At 40.5% G+C, this 19,508-nt stretch carries 20 protein-coding genes, 2 tRNA genes and 1 other RNA gene; 3 read left to right on the top strand and 20 right to left on the bottom strand.

From position 1 onward, the window contains the following. The coding region (locus HZC45_05465; GenBank protein ID MBI5682596.1) for a bifunctional pyr operon transcriptional regulator/uracil phosphoribosyltransferase at positions 1–257 on the bottom strand (257 nt) is incomplete at its 3' end. Between the two features lie 401 nt (positions 258–658). Here HZC45_05465 and HZC45_05460 point away from each other — a divergent pair. Beyond that, positions 659–1,303, top strand: a complete 645-nt coding sequence (locus tag HZC45_05460) for an ATP phosphoribosyltransferase (GenBank protein ID MBI5682595.1) — start codon at positions 659–661, stop codon at positions 1,301–1,303. On the opposite strand, the gene HZC45_05455 is transcribed toward HZC45_05460, so the two are convergent. The 16 genes from HZC45_05455 to HZC45_05380 form a co-directional block, all read right to left on the bottom strand. After that, positions 1,300–1,764, bottom strand: coding sequence for a GatB/YqeY domain-containing protein (locus HZC45_05455; GenBank protein MBI5682594.1), 465 nt, complete (start codon positions 1,762–1,764; stop codon positions 1,300–1,302). The two genes, HZC45_05460 and HZC45_05455, sit on opposite strands and share 4 nt — an antisense overlap. A gap of 2 nt (positions 1,765–1,766) precedes the next feature. Next, a complete protein-coding gene (locus HZC45_05450; GenBank protein ID MBI5682593.1) occupies positions 1,767–1,964 on the bottom strand; it encodes a 30S ribosomal protein S21 in 198 nt (65 codons plus the stop codon). Between the two features lie 168 nt (positions 1,965–2,132). Next, positions 2,133–3,065 (bottom strand): pyruvate ferredoxin oxidoreductase, encoded by a 933-nt coding sequence (locus tag HZC45_05445; protein ID MBI5682592.1) that lies wholly within the window; start codon positions 3,063–3,065, stop codon positions 2,133–2,135. Then, positions 3,066–4,268 (bottom strand): pyruvate ferredoxin oxidoreductase, encoded by a 1,203-nt coding sequence (porA, locus tag HZC45_05440; GenBank protein MBI5682591.1) that lies wholly within the window; start codon positions 4,266–4,268, stop codon positions 3,066–3,068. Then, on the bottom strand, positions 4,265–4,567 hold the full coding sequence (locus tag HZC45_05435) for a 4Fe-4S binding protein (protein ID MBI5682590.1): 303 nt from the start codon (positions 4,565–4,567) through the stop codon (positions 4,265–4,267). Before HZC45_05435 ends, porA begins: the two co-directional genes overlap by 4 nt. 130 nt (positions 4,568–4,697) lie before the next feature. Beyond that, entirely contained in the window at positions 4,698–5,273 is a 576-nt protein-coding gene (locus HZC45_05430) for a 2-oxoacid:acceptor oxidoreductase family protein (GenBank protein MBI5682589.1), read from the bottom strand. A gap of 15 nt (positions 5,274–5,288) precedes the next feature. After that, on the bottom strand, positions 5,289–5,888 hold the full coding sequence (gene recR / locus HZC45_05425) for a recombination protein RecR (GenBank protein MBI5682588.1): 600 nt from the start codon (positions 5,886–5,888) through the stop codon (positions 5,289–5,291). Positions 5,889–5,942: 54 nt separating this feature from the next. Beyond that, positions 5,943–6,254 (bottom strand): YbaB/EbfC family nucleoid-associated protein, encoded by a 312-nt coding sequence (locus HZC45_05420; protein ID MBI5682587.1) that lies wholly within the window; start codon positions 6,252–6,254, stop codon positions 5,943–5,945. A gap of 112 nt (positions 6,255–6,366) precedes the next feature. Then, positions 6,367–7,950: a DNA polymerase III subunit gamma/tau gene (gene dnaX / locus HZC45_05415; protein ID MBI5682586.1), complete on the bottom strand. Its 1,584-nt coding sequence runs from the start codon at positions 7,948–7,950 to the stop codon at positions 6,367–6,369. Between the two features lie 57 nt (positions 7,951–8,007). Further along, an RNA gene (ffs, locus tag HZC45_05410) (signal recognition particle sRNA small type) lies at positions 8,008–8,108 on the bottom strand. A 98-nt stretch (positions 8,109–8,206) separates the two neighbouring features. Further along, positions 8,207–8,297: transfer RNA gene (locus tag HZC45_05405), tRNA-Ser, on the bottom strand. Between the two features lie 7 nt (positions 8,298–8,304). Beyond that, the gene (locus HZC45_05400; protein ID MBI5682585.1) at positions 8,305–9,600 is read right to left on the bottom strand and encodes an adenylosuccinate synthase; all 1,296 of its coding nucleotides are present in this window, start codon (positions 9,598–9,600) and stop codon (positions 8,305–8,307) included. Further along, positions 9,601–10,596 (bottom strand): ATP phosphoribosyltransferase regulatory subunit, encoded by a 996-nt coding sequence (hisZ, locus tag HZC45_05395; protein MBI5682584.1) that lies wholly within the window; start codon positions 10,594–10,596, stop codon positions 9,601–9,603. A 69-nt stretch (positions 10,597–10,665) separates the two neighbouring features. Next, positions 10,666–12,249, bottom strand: coding sequence for a phosphoglycerate dehydrogenase (locus HZC45_05390; protein MBI5682583.1), 1,584 nt, complete (start codon positions 12,247–12,249; stop codon positions 10,666–10,668). A gap of 186 nt (positions 12,250–12,435) precedes the next feature. Continuing rightward, complete coding sequence (lnt, locus tag HZC45_05385) at positions 12,436–14,106, bottom strand: apolipoprotein N-acyltransferase (GenBank protein MBI5682582.1); 1,671 nt, start codon at positions 14,104–14,106, stop codon at positions 12,436–12,438. Continuing rightward, complete coding sequence (locus HZC45_05380) at positions 14,106–14,837, bottom strand: diacylglycerol kinase (GenBank protein ID MBI5682581.1); 732 nt, start codon at positions 14,835–14,837, stop codon at positions 14,106–14,108. The genes lnt and HZC45_05380 overlap by 1 nt, the downstream gene beginning before the upstream one ends. A 145-nt stretch (positions 14,838–14,982) precedes the next feature. Between HZC45_05380 and HZC45_05375 the strand changes: the two genes are divergently transcribed. Then, positions 14,983–15,058 (top strand) — tRNA-Gly (locus HZC45_05375). Positions 15,059–15,137: 79 nt separating this feature from the next. Here the strand turns inward: HZC45_05375 and HZC45_05370 are convergent. Both HZC45_05370 and aspS read right to left on the bottom strand, forming a co-directional pair. Beyond that, complete coding sequence (locus tag HZC45_05370; GenBank protein ID MBI5682580.1) at positions 15,138–15,776, bottom strand: radical SAM protein; 639 nt, start codon at positions 15,774–15,776, stop codon at positions 15,138–15,140. Positions 15,777–15,846: 70 nt separating this feature from the next. Then, positions 15,847–17,640: an aspartate--tRNA ligase gene (gene aspS, locus HZC45_05365; protein ID MBI5682579.1), complete on the bottom strand. Its 1,794-nt coding sequence runs from the start codon at positions 17,638–17,640 to the stop codon at positions 15,847–15,849. Between the two features lie 275 nt (positions 17,641–17,915). On the opposite strand from aspS, the gene HZC45_05360 reads away from it, so the two are divergent. Then, on the top strand, positions 17,916–19,172 hold the full coding sequence (locus tag HZC45_05360; protein MBI5682578.1) for a replication-associated recombination protein A: 1,257 nt from the start codon (positions 17,916–17,918) through the stop codon (positions 19,170–19,172). Between the two features lie 49 nt (positions 19,173–19,221). Here the strand turns inward: HZC45_05360 and HZC45_05355 are convergent, their stop codons facing one another. Next, positions 19,222–19,410 (bottom strand): hypothetical protein, encoded by a 189-nt coding sequence (locus HZC45_05355; GenBank protein MBI5682577.1) that lies wholly within the window; start codon positions 19,408–19,410, stop codon positions 19,222–19,224. Positions 19,411–19,508: the final 98 nt, after the last annotated feature.

Genomic DNA, 19,508 nt, shown 5'->3' with positions numbered 1-19,508 from the left:
TCCTTTAATGCAGGCTGTTCCTTTTTAATTCCAATATCGTCTCTATAAGGAGTTGCATCAACGCTGCCAACAGGCAGTTCAATTCCCTCCGCATTTTTCAAGATTTTATTTATCCTTTTGGCAAGATAAACCCCTCTGGTAGGAATACCTAGCAGGACAATATCCTTAATGCCTTTGTTCTTCTCAATGATTTCATGGGCTATTCTTACCATTGCCCTTTCTACACCCTTTGTATCCAGCACATTTTTTTTAGTCATAATATTTTCCTCAATCAAGGCTAAAGCCTTGAGTTACAGCCACTCAAGCCTTCGGGTTTGAGACAAAAAAATACCCCCAAGCCCTTTTGGACAAGGAGGTATCGGATACTTTTTTTGTTATTCTATTTGTCATATTCTCCCTTTCTTAACCTCGCTGGATTAAGTTAAAAGGGTTAATAAGAAGCAATAATTAGGGATAATATCTTAACAACTATTTAATACAACTTTTAACAATCCTAGTCAACATAAATATGCATAAATTTTTAAATTACAGTGGTTTCCCCAAAAATCAATGTCTATTTTTGGGTGGTTTTCCAATTGATTGACAATACGACACTACCATGCTAAATTACACACTCAACTAATACTCAAATAATACAGATATGAAATCTTTAAAGAAAATACAAGAACCATTGACAATAGCCTTGCCAAAGGGACGGGTAATGAAAGAGGCAGTTAGTCTCTTTAAAAAGATTGGCATACAGGTAAAGGGCATACTTGATGACAGCAGAAAACTCATTTTTGAAGATAAAAAATCTAATGTGAAATTTATGGTTGTAAGGGCACAGGATGTGCCGACCTATGTTGAATACGGTGCTGCAGACATGGGTATAGTCGGCAGGGATGTTCTCCTTGAACAGGGCAGGGATGTCTACGAACCCATTGATATGGGCATAGGCTTTTGCAAAATGATAGTTGCAGAGCCAAAGGAACTTGGCAAAAAGGATAATCCTCACCACTGGACACATATAAGGGTAGCAACCAAATATCCAAATATTACGCTCAAATATTTTTTAGATAAAGGCATTCAGGTTGATATTATAAAACTTTATGGTTCAATTGAGCTTGCACCGATACTTGGTTTGTCTGAAAGGATTGTTGACCTTGTATCAACAGGTGAGACACTCAAGAAGAATGGTCTTGTTGAGGTTGAAGAAATCATGAGGGTTACAAGTAAACTTATTGTAAATAGGGCATCCTTGAAAATAAAGCCAGAACGGATAAAAGAGATTATAGAAGGGTTAGAAACTGTGATTGGCGGTTAATGCTGCAATGAAGCTAGCACCTCTTTTACTGCATCACTTATCAATTTCCCATCTGCCTTGCCGATAAGTTTTGGCATTACCTCTTTCATAAGCCTTCCCATGTCGCGAAGTCCTGCTGCATTTATATTGACTGCAGTTTGCTCGACAATTGTTATTACCTCTTCTCTGGAGAGTTGAGGGGGCATGAATGTTTTAAGGATAGCAAGTTCTGCTAATTCCTTTTGGACAAGGTCCTCACGCCCCCCTTTTTGAAACTGCTCAATAGAATCAAGCCTCTGCTTTATCATGCTGGAGATTACATAAATAATCTCCTCGTCAGATAGTCCGCTTTCCCTTTTCTTAAGTTCTATTTCTTTGTTTTTTACTGCTGCAAGAATAAACCGTAATGTTCCAAGTTTCCCTTTATTCTGTGACTTTGCAGCCTGATTCATCTGATTTATCAAATCTTCTCTTAGCGGCATCTTTAAAACTCTCTTCTTTTAACCTTCTTTGCAGCCCGTTTCCTTGCTGCAATTGTCTTTTTTTTCTTTTTTACACTCGGTTTTTCATAATGTTCCCGTTTTTTAATCTCAGAGAGTATCCCTGCCTTTTCACACTGTTTTTTAAACCTTTTAAGGGCACTCTCAAATGACTCGTTGTCTTTAACCCTAATACCCGGCATTCATTTTTCACCCCCTCCTCTATGCAAAAATAGTTAAAATAAAAATATTAGGCACATAAATCGGATATCAGATTGTAACAGATAAGATGGTATTGTCAAGGTTATTTGACTTTCCCCAAAAATCAATGTCTATTTTTGGGGACTTAAAAAAACCTTCTTATCTGAAACTTACACCTGCTTTCCATCAAGCATTAAAAGTCTTTCCCATTCTTTATTGATATATTCCTGAAATTTGTCAATCATCCATTTGTTGTTCGGTAAGAATAAATGCTTAAACCTTCCCTGCATCTTGAGCCAGTCTTCTATTGCTCTTTTTTCCTTTGGTTTATAATTGACCTTTAATATGCTGTTTTCAACTTCATAAAGCGGCCAGAAGCATGTATCTACAGCGACCTTTGCAATCTCTATGGATTCTTCAGGCTTTGTATACCAGCCGAGCGGACAGGGTGAAATAATATTTAAAAATGTAGGCCCATTTATTGCCAGTGCCTTCTGTGCCTTGTTGTTCAGGTCTTTCCAGTTATGCGGTGATGCCTGTGCCGCATATGGAACATTGTGGGCAATTACGATTTTTGTAAGGTCTTTCCTGAATTCCTGTTTTCCGGGTATTACCTCTCCGACAGGTGATGTGGTTGTGTTTGCACCGAATGGGGTTGAACTTGACCTCTGGATACCTGTGTTCATGTATGCCCCGTTGTCATAACACACATAGAGGAAAGAGTGTCTCCTTTCCAAAGCACCTGATAAAGCCTGAAGCCCTATGTCATAGGTGCCGCCGTCACCGCCGAATGCAACAAACTTTATTTCCTTATCAGCAGGAAGTCTGCCTCTTTTTTTTAATGCCCTGTATGCTGTCTCAATCCCGCTGATGGTTGCAGCAGTGTTTTCAAATGCACTATGTATCCACGGTATCCTCCATGATGTATATGGATATATGCTGGTGCCCACCTCAAGACACCCTGTTGCAGTTGATGCAACAATGGGGTGCTCGGTTGACCGAAGTATCAGTCTTACTATAGGCGGTATGCCGCACCCTGAACATAGACGGTGCCCGCCTGCAAATAATTCCTTTTTACCTGTAAGTTCTTTTAAAGTAGCCATTTATTCCCTCACAGTTATATAGTTATACAATTTATCAACCTTGCCTGTTTCCTTTATTTTCAAAAGTTCTTCAAATATCTTGACAGCATCCTGAACACCATATTCCCTGCCGCCCAGACCGAAAATCCTGCTGATGATTTTTGGTCTCTTGTCAAGTTCGTATAAAGATGACCTGATTTCTGTAAATAATGGTCCGCCAAATGAACTGTAAGAGTCAGCCCTGTCAAGGACTGCAACAGACTTTATATTTTTAAGGGCATCCGCAATTTCAATATATGGGAATGGTCTGAAGACCCTTGGTTTTAAAAGCCCGACCTTTAATCCCCTTTTCCTCATCTCATCCACAGCAACCTTTGTTGTGCCTGCAGCAGAACTCATTATGACTATTGCCGCATCTGCATCATCCATCATATACCTTTCCATAAGTCCGTAATGCCTGCCTGACACCTTTTCATACTCCTTTGCAACATCCGTTATAACATCCTTTGCATTTATCATTGCCTCTGCCAGTTGTCTCCTGCTCTCTATATATGAATCAGGCAGTGCTACCGCGCCGTATGATGTGGGGTGTTCAACATCCAGAAGCGACGGCTGATTTAGTTTGTATTCACCTATAAAACCCTTTACAGTGTCATCATCAAAGACACAGAGATTTTCAATGGAATGGCTTGTGATGAACCCGTCAAGGCAGACCATTACAGGAAGCAGCAAATTCCCATGCTCTGCAATCCTTACAGCCTGTACGACATTATCGTATGCCTCCTGAACAGTCTCTGAATAAAGTTGAATCCAGCCCGAATCCCTTGCGCCCATTGAATCAGAATGGTCGCAGTGGATATTTAAAGGCGCTGACAATGCCCTATTCACGCATGTCATAACAATAGGAAGCCTCATGCCCGATGCGATATAAAGCATCTCCCACATAAGTGCAAGACCCTGCGAAGAAGTGGCTGTCATAACCCTTGCGCCTGCCGCAGCAGCGCCTATGCATGCGCTCATAGCAGAATGCTCGCTTTCAACTGTAATTAATTCTGTGGTAACAGCGCCATCTGCAACATAACTGGAAAATTCTTCTACAACAGTTGTTGAAGGGGTTATGGGATACGCTGCGACTACATCAGGGTTGATTTGCTTCATTGCATAGGCAACAGCGATGTTTCCTGTAAGCCCTGTAGAGCATTTAGCCTTTTTTTCTGCAGTCATGCTATCTCCTCCTCTTCTTCCTCTGCAAGCATTGTGATTGCCTTGACCTTGTCAGGACATTCCTCTGCACATATACCGCACCCTTTGCAGTGTTCAAGGTCAAAGCCGAGCATCTTTCCATTTTCAACTATAACAGCAGAATCAGGGCAGAAGACCCAGCAGAGCATACAGTCTATACACTTTGCACTGTCAAGGACAGGCTTTATTTTCCGCCATCCGCCTGTTGCATAATCATGGGAACTGCCTGCCTCAAGTATAATGCCCCTTATTGGCGTCTCTTTCCAGCCCCTTTTCATCAGCCCTCCCTTTGTTCGCTTCGCTCAAATTGTAAAATGAAAATTGTAAATATTAGATTTTAAATTTTATAAACATTTTCAAATTCCCAATTTTCAATCTTCAATTTACAATTCGACATTCGCAGAATGTCGTCTAGCCCTCCCTTACCTGTTCAAAGCCATGCCTGATAGCACTAATATTTCCCTCTATAACCTTTGGACTATATTTCTTTGCATAGTTCTCTTTAAAGTCATCTGTCAGTGCATCAACACTTACTACACCTGTTGCCTTTGCCATTGCACCGAGCATCGGCGTATTCGGTATATGCCTGCCGATACACTCAATTGATATCTTGCTTGCATCAATGGTGAAGACCCTTGCATGGCTGCCCAGTGATAGTTTTTTCTTCATCTCATCAGGTAGTTTCGGGGTATTTATGATAAATACTGCATTTTGAGGTGTGCCTTCTGTAACATTTACCGTGCCTATAAGGGTTGGGTCAACTATAAGGATGATATGGGGATTGGTTACCTGTCCATGAATCCTGATTGGTTCCGATGAAATCCTGTTGAACGCCCTGACAGGAGCGCCCATCCTTTCTGGACCAAACTCAGGAAACGCCTGAACATACTTGCCGCTGGATAATGCCGCCTCTGCCAGAACCTTTGCCGCAGTAACAATGCCCTGCTGTGCCCTTCCATGCCATCTTATCTCAGTGTAATCAGCCATTTCAACCTCCAAAAATCATATCTCCCTTCTTCCATCTATTGCCATGCTAAGTGTTGCACTATCTATATATTCAATATCGCTTCCCATTGGGATGCCTGTTGCGAGCCTTGTAATCTTTATGCCTGATGGTTTTAAAACCTTTGTAATATAAAGGGCAGTTGCCTCTCCGTCAACAGTGGGGTTTGTTGCGATTATAACCTCTTTAATATTTCCGGCATGAACCCTTTTAAGCAGTTCCGCTACCCCTATATCATCAGGACCTATACCCTTTAAAGGAGAGATTACGCCATGCAGGACATGGTAGGTGCCTTTATATCTGCCTGCCTTTTCAATAGCAGCAAGGTCGTTTATGCCTTCAACAAGGCATATAATCTCATGATTTCTTCCTGTATTACTGCATATTGAACAAGTGTCCCTGTCTGTCATATTAAAACAGACTGAACATGCCTTTATATTCTGTTTTACATCCAGAAGACTTTTAACAAGCGCCTCTGCGTATCCATTAGAGGAATTCAGGATGTATATTGCAAGACGGGTTGCGGTCTTTTCTCCTATACCCGGCAGTCTTGAAAGTTCCTGAACAAGCCTCATTATCGGCTCTGCATAGTATGCCATATAAAAATAACTCAAAAATCAAATTGCAAAACTCAAAGGTAAGGTAAAAACAGTTTAAAATAGTCCAGGGATATTGAGTCCCCCTGTTACCTTGCCCATCTCTTCAGACATCATCTCCTGTGATTTTTTTATAGCGCTGTTTACAGCAGCCGCAACCAGATCCTGAAGCATTTCCACATCATCGGCATTTACAACAGAAGGGTCAATCTTTATAGATACAAGTTCCTGCTTGCCGTTTACAACAGCAGTAACCATGCCGCCTCCTGAAGAAGATTCAATGGTTTTGGCAGCAAGTTCCTGCTGAACCTGTGCCATCTTTTCCTGCATCTTTTGTGCCTGTTTCAATATATTACCCAGATTCTTCATCTATCCTCCCTATAAATGATTACACAGATTTTTAAAAACGATTACACCGATTTAAAACTAATCTTTTCTAATCTGCGTAATCTGCCTTTGTAATCTGTGTAATCAGACATCTTTATACAATCCTTCCGCCAAATATCTTCAAGGCATCCTTAATAATAGGGTCTTCCATAGTTTCATTTTTGGCACTTACAGTCTCATTTTCATCTTTACCTGCCCTTATCTCAATTACCATCTGTTTACCAAAGAACTCCTCACACAGTTTTGAAAAGTTATCCTTGTTGTTGACAAGATATGTATAGTAATGGCCGTCCTTGACCCTTACTGAAATATCTTTTTCATTAATCACATCAGGCACTGCAAACTCAAGGTGAGATGCCAGTGCAGGTTTTTTCTTTTTTATAAATGCAACAAGTTTTTTCCACAAATCACTGCTACTGCCTGACGATTTAAAACCAAAAACTGATATTTCCTTGTTAGAACTTGAATATGGCATATCAGAAACAACATCTGCCAAGTTGTTGTTACCTTTTACTTTCTGTTCTTCTTTTCCTGTGCTTCCTGATGACAGGGTATCAAGTTTTTTAATAATATCTGTCAATGATTCAGATGAGTCAATATGTGTCATGCGAAGCGCTGTCATTTCAAAAATAAAACGAGGCAGTGCCGACCTTGAAACATCCTCAAAACCGCGATAGAGGATGTTAAACAGCATTTGCAGATTTAAAAAAGAGGTATCTTTTGCCAGTTTTTGGAGTTCTAGAATCTCAATATCAGGCACATCAAGGACATCCTTCCCATCTTTAACTGTCTTTATTACAACAAGATTTCTGAAATACTCAAGGAGCGACTGGCAAAATCTTTTAAGATCATACCCAAAGTTATATATATTTTCAATTAAATTCAGAACCGTCTCATCGTCCCTTTTTATGATGGAGTCAGCAAACTGGAACAAAAGTTTTCTATCCATGATACCAAGGGCATTCATAACATCTTCATCAGAGATTTTACTGCCTGAAAATGATATGACCTGGTCCAAGAGGCTCTGGGAATCCCTCATGCTACCTTCAGACTCATTTGCCAGAAGAAAAATCGCGGTATCACTTATATCAATGCCTTCTGATGCGGCAATATGCCTTAACTGTGTTTGCACATCTTTCAGCGGTATCCTCTTAAAATCAAATCTCTGGCACCGCGAGAGGATTGTATTTGGAATCTTGTGAGGTTCGGTAGTTGCAAACATAAAGATTGTATGGGCTGGCGGTTCTTCAAGGGTTTTTAGAAGTGCGTTAAATGCGTTATTTGAGAGCATATGCACCTCATCTATTATATAAATCCTGTATCTTCCCATAGAAGGAAGATACTTAACTGTTTCCCGTAGTTCCCTTATACTATCCACGCCGGTATTGGATGCACCGTCTATTTCAAGGACATCAACAGAGGAACTGCGGGTTATATCCCTGCATATCTGGCATTCATTGCACGGAACAGGGGCTGGGCCATTAAGACAGTTTAATGCCTTTGCAAAGATACGGGCAACGGTTGTTTTTCCAACGCCTCTTGGTCCAGAAAAAAGGTATGCATGGGCAACCCTTTTTGATGTAATGGCATTTTGAAGGGTTTGGCTGACATGCCTCTGCCCAATAACATCTTCAAAGACCTGTGGTCTCCATTTTCTTGCAAGTACGAGATAGGACATAATTTTGTAATTTCAAATTTAAGATTTAAGATTTGAAATAATCTTGTGGTTATTATTGATAGCCAGGCAGACTTGCGGCACCCGGAATAGAGTTACTGCCGTTGCTTCCTTCCGGACCTGGCGGGGTTCGCAACCTAACCGCTGCGCAAGACCCGGCTATCAATACTAACCACAATTAACTACGGTTCGGAGTTAAAGAGTTTAGGAGTAAAAACAAAAACAGTAACTCCATAACTCCTTAACTCTCAACTCAATCTGGCGGAGAGAGAGGGATTTGAACCCTCGGTACGGTATTAGCGCACACACGATTTCCAGTCGTGCTCCTTCGGCCGCTCGGACATCTCTCCTTAACAATCATTCAAACGGATTTTTTAACATTATTGCTTCTTTTCTCTTTGCACCAACAGAAATCATAACCACACTAACCCCTGTCAGCAGTTCAATCCTTTTTATATATTCCTTTGTATTGTTCGGTAATTTTTCAAATGAGGTAATCCACTGTATATCTTGTTTCCAGCCGTGCAGTGTTTCAGATACAGGTATGCAGTTCCCTAATTCATGGACATCTGTGGGCAAATCTTCTAATATTGTTCCATTATAGTTATATCCCGCACATATCTTTATCTCTTCAAGTTCATCAAGTATATCAAGTTTTGTCATTATTACAGATTCCAGTCCATTTACCCTTACTGAATGCCTTAAGGCAACTGCATCAAACCAGCCGCACCTTCTAGGTCTTCCTGTTGTTGCACCAAATTCCTTCCCCTTTTCCCTGAGCCTGCTGCCTTCTTCACCTTTAAGTTCAGTTGGGAATGGTCCCTCTCCAACCCTTGTTGTATATGCCTTTGATACACCCAAAATACTGCCAAGTTTTGTGGGACCGATACCGCTTCCTGTTGATGCCTGTGCAGCTACGGTGTTACTGGATGTAACAAATGGATATGTGCCATGGTCAACATCTAAAAGCGTTCCCTGCGCCCCCTCAAAAAGTATCTTCTGGTTTTGTTTAACAGCACTATCAAGAAAAATGGATGTGTTTGTTATATACCGCTCAATCCTTTGTGCATATTCCATGTATTGGCAGTAAATTTCTTCTACCTCAAAGCCGTGTTCACCTAATGTATCTTTTAGACAACTATTTTTTTCTATGAGATTTATCTTGAGTTTCTCTTTGAATATATCTTTATTTAAGAGGTCGCGGCATCTGATACCGCATCTTGCAACCTTGTCTTCATACGCAGGACCTATCCCTCTGCCTGTTGTCCCTATCTTTGAACTGCCCCTTAACCGTTCCCTTGCTATATCCAGCACTTTATGATACGGCATAATCAGATGACTATCTTCACTTATAAAGAGATTTGATTCGCTAACATTGCAGCCCTTTTTTTTCAGCATTTCCATCTCTTCCAGAAGAACTGCCGGGTCAATAACAACACCATTTCCTATAACACATCTCTTTCCCGGAGTAAGTATGCCGGATGGGATAAGATGGAGAATGAACTTATCATCACCAACAACAATGGTATGTCCTGCATTATTGCCACCCTGAAACCTGACAACTACATCACAGTATTCACTCAGTATATCAACTATCTTGCCTTTACCCTCATCACCCCACTGGGCACCGACAATGACTACATTTTTAGACATTTAAACCCCATTCTCTTTTTTTATTGCTGCCGCTACACTTTCTATATTAATTGCAAAACCGGTTGCAGGGCATGGATAGCCGTATTTTCCCAAGAGATTATCGTATCGTCCACCCCGAAGCAGTGCTTTGCCAACACCTTTTGCAAAGCCTTCAAATATTATGCCTGTATAATAATCAAAACCCCTTACCTCACCGAGGTCAACGGTTACATACTGTTCCATTTTCCTCTTCTTGAGTATCTCAATAACTTTTGCAATATCATCCAATGCCTTTCTGGCAGATTCTGCCTTCACAAGAGGTTTGACCCTGCCTATAACTTCTTTTCCGCCAAACATAAAGGGCAGTTCAGCAATGATTCTTTTTGAATCACTATCTTTAACAGAAGACAGTATCTCTTTTAAAGACGAACTGTCTTTTATAAGCACAGATCGTCTGATACTTTTTTCAATGGATTTGTTAGCCTTAATATCCTCCATAAGTCCTTTAAAAAAACCTATATGCCCTATATCAATCTTGAAACCCATTACCTTCGTCTTCTTCATCGCCTCTATGGCAGTTGATATAATCTCTGCATCTGCCTTTGAAGAGTCTTCACCTATGTATTCTGCACCTATCTGACGGAGTTCTACAGGTGTTCCTGCACGAAGGTCATCATATCTGACAATGTTTTCATTATAGCACAACTTGAGCGGCAGCGGATAATCTTTCATCCGTGCGGCAACCATTCTAGCCACCTGCGGCGTGATGTCAGGTCTTATGGCTATTATTTTACCTGAAACAGACTCAACAAACTTAAATATCTTGTCCTTTAGTTCAGCGCCCAATCCAAGCAATACAACATCAAGATATTCCAGAAGCGGCGTAATAACCTGCTTAAATCCATTTTTCTCAAAAACTGAAATTACAGCATCCTCAACATGCCTTGCCTTTTCAGCCTCTTCAGGGAGTATATCACGGACACCCTGCGGGAGGGATATGTTTAGTTGACTAACCATAGTTTAGGATTAGGAGTATTTAACTCCTCAACTGTTTTTGCTTTTACTCTTAAACTCTTTAACTTTTTTTTATAATCTTACAACCTTTACAGAGATTATGTTTGGAAGTTTAAGAAGTTTTCCCATAACATTTTCAGAAACAGGGGTGTCCACATTCCAGACAGAGACAGCCTCACCTCCGATAGACTCTCTGCCGAGATGGAGTCTTGCAATATTTATATTGCTTTTACCGAGGAGTGTCCCGATATTGCCTATAACCCCTGGTTTATCATAATTATGGAGGAGCAGCAGATAACCATCCGGAACCGCATCTATAAAGAATTCATTTATTCTAACTATCCTTAAATCCTTCTTGCCAAATAAGGCGCCTTCAACAAGATTCTCCTTTTCCTTTGTCTTAACCTTTATTGTAATTGTGCTTGCAAAGTCTATTGTTCTGGAACTTTTTGTTTCAATAACCTTTATGCCTCGTTCCTTTGCTATAAACGGGGCATTTACAAAGTTTACCTGCTGGTCAAGCACCTGGTCAAGGACGCCTTTCAGTGCTGATATGGTAACAGATGCAACATCATAATTTGCAACATCACCTGTATATTCAACTACTATCTCCTCTATCCCGCCTTTGAGTATCTGCCCCTGAAGGCTACCAAGTTTTTCAGCAAGGGTTATATACTGCCCAAGTGTCAACAATAGTTCAGTAGGCACAGACGGCACATTCACAGCATTTCTTATTGTGCCTTTTGAAAGATATTCTGCAATCTGCTCTGCAATTGCAATTGCAACGCTCTCCTGCGCCTCAAATGTTGAAGCGCCGAGGTGGGGGGTCAGGATTACCTCTTCCATCTGCAGAAGAGGATTATCTGCTGGCGTCGGTTCTTTTTCAAAAACATCAAATGCAGCGCCTGAGACAATGCCTTTTTTTATCGCATCAGCCAAATCCTTTTCATTTACAATGCCACCTCTGGCACAGTTTATGAGTTTTACGCCCTTTTTCATATTTGCAAAGGCATCTTTATTCACCATATTTTTTGTCTCGTTTGTCAAAGGCACATGGATAGATATAAAGTCGCTCCTTTTATAAAGTGCGTCTAATGATACAACCTCAATCCCAAGCCTGTTAGCAGCCTCCTCTGAAATAAACGGGTCGTATGCAATCACATTCATCTTTAAGCCAATTGCCCTGTCAGCAACAACACTGCCGATATTCCCAACACCTAATATGCCCAGGGTCTTTCCTGTAACCTCTGTGCCTTCAAACCTTTTCTTTTCCCACTCGCCTTTTCTCATGGATGCTGTTGCCTGCGGTATCTTTCTTGACAGGGAAAGGAGCATTGATACTGCATGTTCAGCAGTTGTTATTGTATTGCCGCCCGGGGTGTTCATCACAACAATGCCCCTTTTTGTCGCGGCATTTATGTCAATGTTGTCAACGCCTGTCCCAGCCCTGCCAATAACCTTAAGGTTATCCGCAGCATCAATAATCTCTTTTGTAACCTTTGTCGCGCTCCTTACAACAAGGCCGTGATAATCCTTTATAATATTTTTTAATTCCTCTGGCTTTAGTTTTGTATTGACATCAACCTGAATGCCTGAAACATTCTTTAATATCTCAACGCACTTGTCAGACATGCTGTCGCTTATGAGAACCCTCATTGCTTCACTTCCTCCCTTTGACTGTTTGTTGCTGCTGCCGTTCCAGACTTGTCTCCTGATACAGATTAACACTTAAACCCATACCAAGTGTAGAGTGCAGTAAGAATTATACGGAACAAAATTTATATGATAGATTATTGCTAAAAGCAAGAATATTTTTGTCATTATTGACATTTAGAAGACAGGTTAGGATAATAAGAAAACAAGAAAAGGGGACCAATAAGAAAAATAAGAAAAGGGGACGGCAGAGGTAAAAAAGGTGATAGAGAAGATAAAGAGGGCAAATGTCAATAGGCAAGTCTGCCCCCTTTTTCTTGCATTAGTAATAAATATAACTATTGAGATGAATATGCATCCAATGGCAAACACATCGCCATATCGGGTATAAAATGTTGTGAAAGACCTTTCTTTTAATGATATTGTATCTACTAAACCTTCTCTTGTAAACAGTCCGCTTTTAACCTTTATCCTTCCAACAGGGTCAATCACTGCGCTTATACCTGTATTGGCAGAGCGGATTAAAAATGTCCTGCCTTCAACAGCCCGCACTAATGATTGGGATAGGTGCTGATATGGTGCAGATGACCTTCCAAACCATGCATCATTTGTTACTGTGATTAAAAAGTCTGCGCCATTTTTCAAAAGCTGCCTTGCTATGTCAGGAAATATTGCCTCAAAACATATGAGGATGCCAAATGTATCATCATTATTTAATGCAAGGGGCTTGAAGTTTTTTCCTGAACTGAAATCCCCGACACCTGCAACAAGTTTTTCAAATGGAAGAAATCTTTTAAAAGGGACATATTCGCCGAAAGGCACGAGATGGACTTTATCGTATCTATTGACAATGCCTCCCTGCTTTGAAATCAGAAACACGCTGTTATAGTAATTTATAGTTTTACCATCAGATGTATACTCATGCGCAGGACTTCCTGTAATAAGGTTTACTGCCAGAGTTTTTGCTATATCAAAGATAAGCGGACCGAATTTTTCATCAGACTGAAGATAAAATGGTGTGGCTGTTTCTGGCCATATAATAAGGTCAATGTCCTTTTCATTTTGTGCAATGTCTATACTAATCTGCCTGTAAATATCTATCGTTCCTTCCTGATGTGCAGGGTCCCATTTCTGCGCCTGATCTATATTGCCCTGGGCAATACCTATCTTAATCTGCCTCCAGTTTTTAGTTAAATTATCAATCTGTCCAATCCTTAAATGACCATAACCAAAGACAAGGATTAAAACCGAAAATACTATAATCCATTCCATTTTAGAAATTTTAATTTTAAATCCGCAATCTGCAATCTGCAGTCCGCAATTGAATAGAAAAACATTGACCATGATTATCAAAAACGATACACCATAGACACCTGTTATATCAGCAATCTGCATTATTGGGAGGAATGCTGTTTGTGAATAACCAAGTAAGACCCAAGGAAAGCCTGTAAAAAGATATGTCCGCACAAATTCAAGACTGACCCAGAGGAAAGGGATAAAAATCAGGCGAAAGGCTGAAGGGTGAAAAGCATGCTTTTCACGGCTAAAGGTAAAATAAGCGAATACAGCAGGGTAAAGGCTTAAGACAATTACAAGAAGCAGAAGCGCCAGCACACTTGCCCATACAGGCACACCACCGTAATTTACCATTGAGTTTACAACCCAGTAAACAGTGCCGAGAAAAAAAACAATGCCCCAGATAAAGCCCAGTGCAAATGCCTGCAACGGCTTTTTATCATAAATGGCAAAGAATAAAGGCGCCATGCCAAACCAACCTATAACCCATATATCAAAAGGCGGGAATGCAAATATCATAATAGTGCCTGATATAACAGATGCTATTATTGATTTATTTGACATCAGAGGGTATTTGAAAAAAGGTAAAAGATTAGAAATGTGAGACCTGCTCCCAGCAGAGCGCCCATAAATACTTCAAAGAAAGTATGGATGCGGCCAATGAGCCTGCTTTGGCTGACCATGACAGCCATAACGAATGATAAAATTGTCACCAAAGGGTTTACTGTAATAAGCGATATTGATACCCACAGAGAAAATGCAACTGCAGAATGACCGCTTGGCATACCCCCGTGAAGCGGTCTTCCTTTATGTAAATATGCCTTTGAGAAGACAACAGCAATAAAAACGAAAAGCAGTGATATAATTGCTATATGACCTGACAATGTCTTTACCCCTATTAGAAATAGTTCAGCAGGACGGTACAGATATTTTGAAAATATTACATAAGATGTAAGGAAAACTCCAATAGAAGATATTAGAACTGCACCTGCTGCTATATCCTTTGCCTGTTTTATGAAGATGTGATGTTTCTCCCAAATGATGTTACCCAGATGCTCTATTGCAGTATTAAACATCTCAGCAAATAAGAGCAGCACTATGGAAAGGGCAAATATGAGAAATTCAGTTGTTGTCAGATTCAGCAGAAGACTTGTCAGCAGGATAACAGCAGCAATTACATAGTGATACCTCATGTGCCGTTCAGTCTTTACAGCGAAGATAGCACCCTCTATAGCACAGTCCAGACTCTCAAACCAGTTTTTTGGTTTCTGAATTTCCTCTTGGGATTTATCCATATGATAGAAAAAAATCTTGACAGCATTATATAGTATGATAAATTCTAAAACAAGTTATTATTAATCTTTACAGGAATTAATGTAAAAAAGTTTTTGTCTAGTATTTACTAAACACCACTTACTAATAACTATTCACTGTCTTTAAGCGGGTGTAGCTCAGCTGGTAGAGCACAACCTTGCCAAGGTTGGGGTCGCGGGTTCGAATCCCGTCGCCCGCTCCAATAAAATCAAATAATTAGAGATTGCTTCGGAACAAAAATCCTCGCAATGACATCTTACTTATGCAAGGACATATAACAATTAAACTCCTCTTTTTTCTCCCCAAATAATTTTATGCATCTGCGGCTGTAGTCTTGCATGCAGTCCATCTTCTAAAATCCATTTTGAAAGTTTATCAAGGGATAGTTTCTTGTGGGCAGCAGATAATAATACCTTTGTCTTTTTGTCTAGGGAATATCTTTTTATAATTTCCTTTGCCCATTCATAGTCGTTTCTGTCCATAAGAACAAACTTTATCTCATCATTTTTTTTAAGATATTTTAGATTTCCTTCCATAAAATCCTGTGCAAATCCGCCTCCGGGCGTTTTTATATCCATGATTTTTACAACCCGTTTGTCTATGCCTTTTAAACTTATTGTACCGTTTGTTTCAAGAAGAACTTTATATTTTAATGCAAATAGTTTATTTATAAGAGGCACGGCCTCATCCTGCATAAGCGGCTCGCCGCCTGTTATTTCAACCATCTTGCATTTGAATTTTTTTACCTCATGCAGAATCTCATCAATAGGCATCTCATAGCCCTGCTCCATATCTTGTGCATAAACCGTATCGCAGTAAACACATCGCAGGTTACACCCTGCAAGCCTTATAAAAATACAGGGGAGCCCTGCATAACTTGACTCCCCCTGTATACTGAAAAATATCTCTGAGATTTTCACTTGAAAATACCCTCCGAGGGGTTGATAATATTTTCATTCTCCTTTGTGCCAACTTGTCGGCATGAATGTTTTATTTGGGAACCTCTGTTTTTAATCTTATAAACAGTTCATCCATCTGTTTCTTTTCTACAAGTGATGGTGCTTCTGTCATAAGGCATGTGCCTTTCTGGGTTTTTGGAAATGCTATGACATCCCTTATGGACTGTGCATTGCAGATTATTGCGCAGAGCCTGTCAAGTCCGAATGCAATGCCGCCGTGAGGGGGGGTGCCGAATTCGAGGGCATCCAGTAGAAAGCCGAATTTAAGCCTTGCCTCATCCTTTGATATGCCGAGTTTGTCAAATATCTTTGACTGAATATCCTGTCTGTGTATCCTTATGCTTCCGCCGCCGATTTCAGAGCCGTTTAGGACAAGGTCATAAGCCTTTGCCCTTGCCTCAATGGGATTGACATCAAGTTTAGGAGTATCCTCATCTACAGGCGCTGTGAAAGGATGATGGACTGCAACAAACCTCTTTTCTTCTTCATCATATTCAAGGAGAGGGAAGTCTGTTACCCATACAAAATTAAAGGTGTCTTTTGGTATAAGGTTCAGTCTCTCAGCAAGGTTGAGCCTGATTCTGCCAAGCGTTGTATTCACGACCTTCGGCACATCAGCAGCAAAAAGGAGCAAATCACCTATAACAGCATCTGTGGTTTTTACAATGCCATCTTTTTCTGCATCTTTTAAAAACTTTGCAATAGGCGACTGCCAGCCATCTTTTGTGATTTTGACCCACGCAAGACCCTTTGCGCCGTAAGTTGCAGCGAGTTCTGTTAATTCATCAAGTTCCTTTCTTGAAAATTCAGCGCAGTTTTTTGCATTGATTATCTGGACAATTCCGCGTTTATGGACAGCATCTTTGAATACCTTAAAGTCTGAATTTCGGACAATCTCTGTAACATCCTTTAACTCAAGCCCGAACCTTGTATCAGGGTTATCAAGCCCGAACCTGCTTATTGCCTCTTTGTATGTCAATCTTGGAAATGGCAGGCAAAGTTTTTTATCCGCTGCCTTTTCAAAGACCTCTGCAATGAGTTTTTCCATTATGTCCATTACATCTTCCTTGTCAACAAAACTCATCTCAGCGTCTATCTGTGTAAATTCAGGCTGTCTGTCCGCCCTTAAGTCCTCATCTCTGAAACACCGGACAATCTGAAAATACCTGTCAAAGCCAGATACCATCAATATTTGTTTAAATAATTGCGGGGACTGAGGCAGTGCATAGAAATGTCCGGGGTTTAATCTGCTCGGCACAAGATAGTCCCTTGCGCCTTCAGGCGTTGATTTTGTAAGCATAGGCGTTTCAAGTTCAATGAAGCCTCCTTTATCAGAAAGAAAATCCCGCACCACCTTGCATATTTTGTGGCGCAGGATAAGGTTTTTCTGCAAGGCAGGCCTTCTCAAATCAAGATACCTGTATTTCAGCCTTATATTTTCAGTAGCGTCAATATCATCTTCAATAAGAAATGGGAGCGGCTGAGACTCATTTAAAATCTTCAATTCTTTGACATGGACTTCAATCGCGCCTGTCCTTAAATCAGGATTTTCAGTGCCTGCCGGTCTTTTTGAAACAATGCCTTTAACTGCGATGACAAATTCATTTCTTATATGATGCGCCTTTTCGTGGACTAATTTTTCAAATTCAGGATTGAATACAACCTGAACAATGCCTGTCCTGTCCCGCAAATCAATAAATATCAAGTTCCCGTGGTCGCGCCGCCTTTGAACCCAGCCCATAAGCATTATCTCTTTCCCGATATGAGGCGCAGTTGTATCTCCACAGTAAACGTCCCTTTTCCAATCCCCAAGATTTTCTATAATATGCCCTGACAAAATATTCCTCCCAATAATTCAGTTTTCCTGCAAGATAGCATATTGCCTGCGTATTTTCAAAATCAAAATTTTATCCGTAAAGTAGCGATTAAAAACCTCGCTATTGGACAAACTTGCCTGCCTGTGCCGTTGGCACGGCAGACAGGCAGGTTTTCCCAAAAATCAATGTCTATTTTTAGGTTTTATGCTATATTAAATTCGTGGAATTATTTGATGTTAAACCGAGTGAGCCTGCAAGACCGCCTGCGCCTCTCGCAGACAGGATGCGTCCAAAAAACCTTGATGAATTTGTAGGGCAGGGGCATCTTGTTGCAAAGGGCAGATTTTTAAGAAATCTGATTGAAAGAAAAGATGTCCCTTCAATAATACTCTGGGGACCTCCGGGTACAGGTAAGACAACCATTGCAAATATAATTGCAGAGTCAACAGGGAGCAGGTTTATATCATTTTCAGCAGTCCTTTCAGGTGTAAAGGAAATAAGAGAGGTCATAAAAGAGGCAAAAGACGAATTTGTTTACCATAAGAGAAAGACAATCCTTTTTGTTGATGAAATCCACAGATTTAACAAATCCCAGCAGGATGCATTTCTTCATCATGTGGAGGACGGCACAATAACCCTCATCGGCGCTACTACAGAAAACCCGTCATTTGAGATGAATGCGCCGCTCCTTTCAAGATGCAAGGTTCTGCTTTTAAAACAACTTTTGCAGGAAGATATTAAAAAGATTATCCAGAGGGCAATAGATGATAAGGAAATGGGTTTAGGCAAATACAGGTTAAATATTGGAGATGGCGCAATAGATATAATTGCAGAATACTCTCATGGAGATGGGAGGAGCGCCCTTAATACAATTGAGGCAGCGGTTATGACTACTGCCCCTGATAAAGACGGCACAAGACATATTACATCTGAGATAATCCATGAGGCAATCCAGAAAAAGGCGCTATTGTATGATAAGGACGGTGAGGAGCATTACAATGTCATATCGGCATTCATAAAATCTATGCGCGGAAGCGATCCGGATGCTGCATTATATTATCTTGCAAGAATGCTTGAGGCAGGCGAAGACCCTTTATTCATTGCAAGAAGGATGGTAATATTCGCATCAGAAGACATTGGTAATGCTGACCCAAACGCTTTAAGGGTTGCAATTTCAGTTAAGGACGCATTTGATTTTGTCGGCATGCCAGAGGGCTGGATACCGCTTGCACAGGGTGTCGCATATCTTGCAACAGCGCCAAAGAGCAATGCCTCTTATACTGCGTATCTTGGGGCTTTGGAAGATGTAAGGGAAAAGGGCAGTTTGCCTGTGCCTCTGCACATAAGAAATGCACCGACAAAACTTATGAAAGAACTCGGTTATGGAAAGGGGTATAAATATCCGCATGATTATGAAAAGAGAGATGTCAAACAGGATTATCTGCCTGAAAAACTTAAAGACAAAAGATATTATAGACCAAAGGATATAGGATACGAGAAGGTAATAAAGGAAGATATTGATAGGAAAGAGAAAAAGTAATGAATGAATAATTACCTCTCCCTTCCCTATCTTATACCCGGCATATAAGTTACTTCTTTGCTGGTGCTGCCTCTGGGGCTGGTGCTGCTGGTGCTGCCTCTGGGGCTGGTGCTGCAGGTGCTGCTGGAGCTGCTGTTTCTGCTGGCTTTGTTTCCTCTGCCTTCTTACCGCATGAAGCAGCAAGAAACATAGGAGATACTAACAATAATACAACAATCAGACTATAAATCCTCTTCATCTAAAATCTCACCTCCTTTCAGATTTCTATCTGAATATAGAATTTGATGTTGAATACTACTAATTTGTCATAATATTTGTCAAGATTTTTTTGATTTT

The organism is Deltaproteobacteria bacterium, assembly GCA_016223005.1.
Taxonomy (GTDB): Bacteria; Desulfobacterota; GWC2-55-46; order UBA9637; family GWC2-42-11; genus JACRPW01.
The sequence above is the reverse complement of the archived record's forward strand: the minus strand, read 5'-3'. Positions and strand labels throughout refer to the sequence as shown.

Coding starts and splice junctions, on each gene's coding strand:
- HZC45_05450 (MBI5682593.1), bottom strand. CDS start 1,964: ATGCCGGGTATTAGGGTTAAAGACAACGAGTCATTTGAGAGTGCCCTT.
- recR (MBI5682588.1), bottom strand. CDS start 5,888: ATGGCATACTATGCAGAGCCGATAATGAGGCTTGTTCAGGAACTTTCA.
- HZC45_05445 (MBI5682592.1), bottom strand. CDS start 3,065: ATGGCTACTTTAAAAGAACTTACAGGTAAAAAGGAATTATTTGCAGGC.
- dnaX (MBI5682586.1), bottom strand. CDS start 7,950: ATGTCCTATCTCGTACTTGCAAGAAAATGGAGACCACAGGTCTTTGAA.
- lnt (MBI5682582.1), bottom strand. CDS start 14,106: ATGTCAAATAAATCAATAATAGCATCTGTTATATCAGGCACTATTATG.
- HZC45_05455 (MBI5682594.1), bottom strand. CDS start 1,764: ATGCCGCTAAGAGAAGATTTGATAAATCAGATGAATCAGGCTGCAAAG.
- HZC45_05355 (MBI5682577.1), bottom strand. CDS start 19,410: ATGAAGAGGATTTATAGTCTGATTGTTGTATTATTGTTAGTATCTCCT.
- HZC45_05390 (MBI5682583.1), bottom strand. CDS start 12,249: ATGAGGGTTCTCATAAGCGACAGCATGTCTGACAAGTGCGTTGAGATA.
- HZC45_05360 (MBI5682578.1), top strand. CDS start 17,916: ATGCGTCCAAAAAACCTTGATGAATTTGTAGGGCAGGGGCATCTTGTT.
- HZC45_05400 (MBI5682585.1), bottom strand. CDS start 9,600: ATGTCTAAAAATGTAGTCATTGTCGGTGCCCAGTGGGGTGATGAGGGT.
- HZC45_05430 (MBI5682589.1), bottom strand. CDS start 5,273: ATGGCTGATTACACTGAGATAAGATGGCATGGAAGGGCACAGCAGGGC.
- hisZ (MBI5682584.1), bottom strand. CDS start 10,596: ATGGTTAGTCAACTAAACATATCCCTCCCGCAGGGTGTCCGTGATATA.
- HZC45_05420 (MBI5682587.1), bottom strand. CDS start 6,254: ATGAAGAATCTGGGTAATATATTGAAACAGGCACAAAAGATGCAGGAA.
- porA (MBI5682591.1), bottom strand. CDS start 4,268: ATGACTGCAGAAAAAAAGGCTAAATGCTCTACAGGGCTTACAGGAAAC.
- HZC45_05380 (MBI5682581.1), bottom strand. CDS start 14,837: ATGGATAAATCCCAAGAGGAAATTCAGAAACCAAAAAACTGGTTTGAG.